The following is a 2,311-nucleotide window of genomic DNA, read 5'->3' on the forward strand; positions in this document are numbered from 1 at the left end:
GACGTCGCCGTCCTCCTCGGTCCGGGCGTCAACATCAAGCGGACACCGCTGTGCGGGCGCAACTTCGAGTACGTCTCCGAGGACCCGGTCGTCGCGGGCGAGATCGGCGTCGCGCTCGTCGACGGCAGGCGGCAGAAGGACGGGCGGGTCAGCGCAGCGGGAAGCCGCGGTCGTGCAGGTGCTCACGCAGCCGGTCGCGGCCGTTGAGCGCGTGCGGGCCGGACAGCCGGGCGAGCAGGCGCTCGACCCACGAGTGCGCGAGGCCCTCGTCGGCGTAGAACGCGCCGATGCGCCGCTCGTAGTCCTCGACCGCCTCGTGCGCGGACTCGTCGTAGACCTCGTGGTGCAGCACGGCGGACTGCGGCAGGCGTGGCTTGACGCGCGTGCCCTCGGCCGGGTCGGGGAGCCCCACCACGAGCCCGAAGGCCGGGAACGCGTGCGCCGGGAGCCGCAGAAGCGCGGACACCTCGGAGGGGTGGTTGCGCAGCGCCCCGATGTAGACGGTGCCGAGCCCGAGCGACTCGGCGGCGAGCGTCGCGTTCTGCGCGGCGAGCGCGGCGTCGACGAAGCCGACGACGGCCGTCTCGAGGTACTCGGCGCCAGCAGTCGGTGCCTCGTGCCGGGCCGCGACGGCGTGCGCACGGGCGAGGTCGACGAGCCACACGAGCAGGACGGGCGCCTGCACGATGTGCGCCTGCCGGCCGGCGAGCTCGGCGAGGCGCGCGCGGGTCCCCGCGTCGCGGACGGCGACGACGCTCCAGAGCTGGAGGTTCGAGCTCGTGGCGGCAGACTGCGCGGCGGCGACGAGCGTCGCGACCGTCGCGTCGTCGACGTCGTCGGGCAGGTAGCGCCGGACCGAGCGGTGCGCGAGCTGCTGCTCGACGACCGGCGACGTGCGCAGGTCGACGGCGAGCGGCGCGGCGTACCGCGCGTGCGCGAGGCGCTCGGTGTCGCGGACGTCGATGCTCATGGGCGGCTCCTCGGTCGGTGCGTGGCTGCGCGCAGGGTCGGCGCCCGGGGGTCCGCAGTCAACGTTCGTCCGGGCTCGTCTCAGGCGGCGGGACGGTCGTGAGACGTCATGTCCGCATCGTGGGACGCCCGCCCTGGACCGTTGCCCCTCCCCGGCCGCCTTCCTACCTTCCGGGCCGGTCACGAGACCCGACGACAAGCCCTGGCTGGTCGGGCAGCAACCCTCCGGACGTGGCGGGGTGCTCCAGGTGATGACCCGGCACGACACCCCCGTCGTGCAAGCACGGACGACCGACGCGCGCACCGTCCCGCGCACCGAAGGAGCACCCATGACGCCCGCACCGCACGCCCCGGCGGTGACGCCGTGACGCGGTACCTCGCCCGCCGACTCGGCCTCGCCGTGCTCGTGCTGTGGGCGGCGTACACCGTGTCGTTCGTCGTGCTCTACGCGCTGCCCGGCGACCCCGTGTCGATCATGTACGGCGGCGACTCGACCGACGTGACCCCTGAGCAGCTCGACGCGCTGCGCGCCGAGTACGGGCTCGACCAGCCGCTGCCCCAGCAGTACGTGACGCAGCTGCTCGACGCGGTGCGCGGCGACCTCGGCACGTCGGTCGTGAGCAAGCAGCCGGTCACGACGCTCCTGGCCCAGGCGATCCCGCCCACCGCCGCGATCGCGGGCGCCGCGCTGCTGCTCGCGGTCGTCGGCGGCGGGACGCTCGCGGTCGTCGCGACCGCGACCCGCAACCGCGCGCTCGCCGGGTTCCTGCTGTCGCTGCCGCCGCTCGGCGTCGCGATCCCGTCGTTCTGGTTCGGCCTGACGCTCGTGCAGTGGTTCTCGTTCCAGCTGCCGATCTTCCCGGCGCTCGGCAACCAGGGCTTCGCGTCGATCGTGCTGCCCGCCGTGACGCTCGCGCTGCCGACGTCGGCGATCATCGCGCAGCTGCTGTCGCGCAGCCTGCTGCACACCCTGCGCGAGCCGTACGTCGACACCGCGGTGGCCAAGGGAGCGGGCCGGGTGCGCGTGCACCTGCGGCACGCGCTGCGCAACGCGGCCCTGCCCGCGCTCACGGCGACGGGCCTGGTCGTCGGCGGGCTGCTCTCGGGGGCGGTCGTCACGGAGACCGTGTTCTCGCGGGCCGGGCTCGGGCGCCTCACGGCGACGTCGGTGGCCGCGCAGGACATCCCCGTCGTGCAGGGCGTCGTGCTCGTCGCCGCGACGGTCTACGTGCTCACCAACCTGCTCGTCGACGTCGTCTACCCGCTGCTCGACCCGCGCATCGTGACGGGCGGCCGCGCGGCAGGCGTCACGCCCGAGCCCGACGACGCGGGCCGCACGGCT

At 74.7% G+C, this 2,311-nt stretch carries 3 protein-coding genes and 1 riboswitch; of the genes, 2 read left to right on the plus strand and 1 reads right to left on the minus strand.

The features are described from left to right. Positions 1-207: hypothetical protein (locus tag HGA02_RS21160; protein ID WP_246247969.1), on the plus strand; the 207-nt coding region annotated here is incomplete at its 5' end. Here HGA02_RS21160 and HGA02_RS16780 read toward each other — a convergent pair. Beyond that, positions 149-970: a nitroreductase family protein gene (locus HGA02_RS16780; RefSeq protein WP_168680290.1), complete on the minus strand. Its 822-nt coding sequence runs from the start codon at positions 968-970 to the stop codon at positions 149-151. The two genes, HGA02_RS21160 and HGA02_RS16780, sit on opposite strands and share 59 nt — an antisense overlap. Positions 971-1,147: 177 nt before the next feature. Further along, positions 1,148-1,259: riboswitch (SAM riboswitch) on the plus strand. Between the two features lie 74 nt (positions 1,260-1,333). Between HGA02_RS16780 and HGA02_RS16785 the strand changes: the two genes are divergently transcribed. After that, positions 1,334-2,311, plus strand: a 978-nt coding sequence (locus tag HGA02_RS16785) for an ABC transporter permease subunit (RefSeq protein WP_168680292.1), incomplete at its 3' end; no start/stop codon positions are given.

This window comes from Cellulomonas septica (genome assembly GCF_012396155.1).
GTDB lineage: Bacteria > Actinomycetota > Actinomycetes > Actinomycetales > Cellulomonadaceae > Cellulomonas > Cellulomonas septica.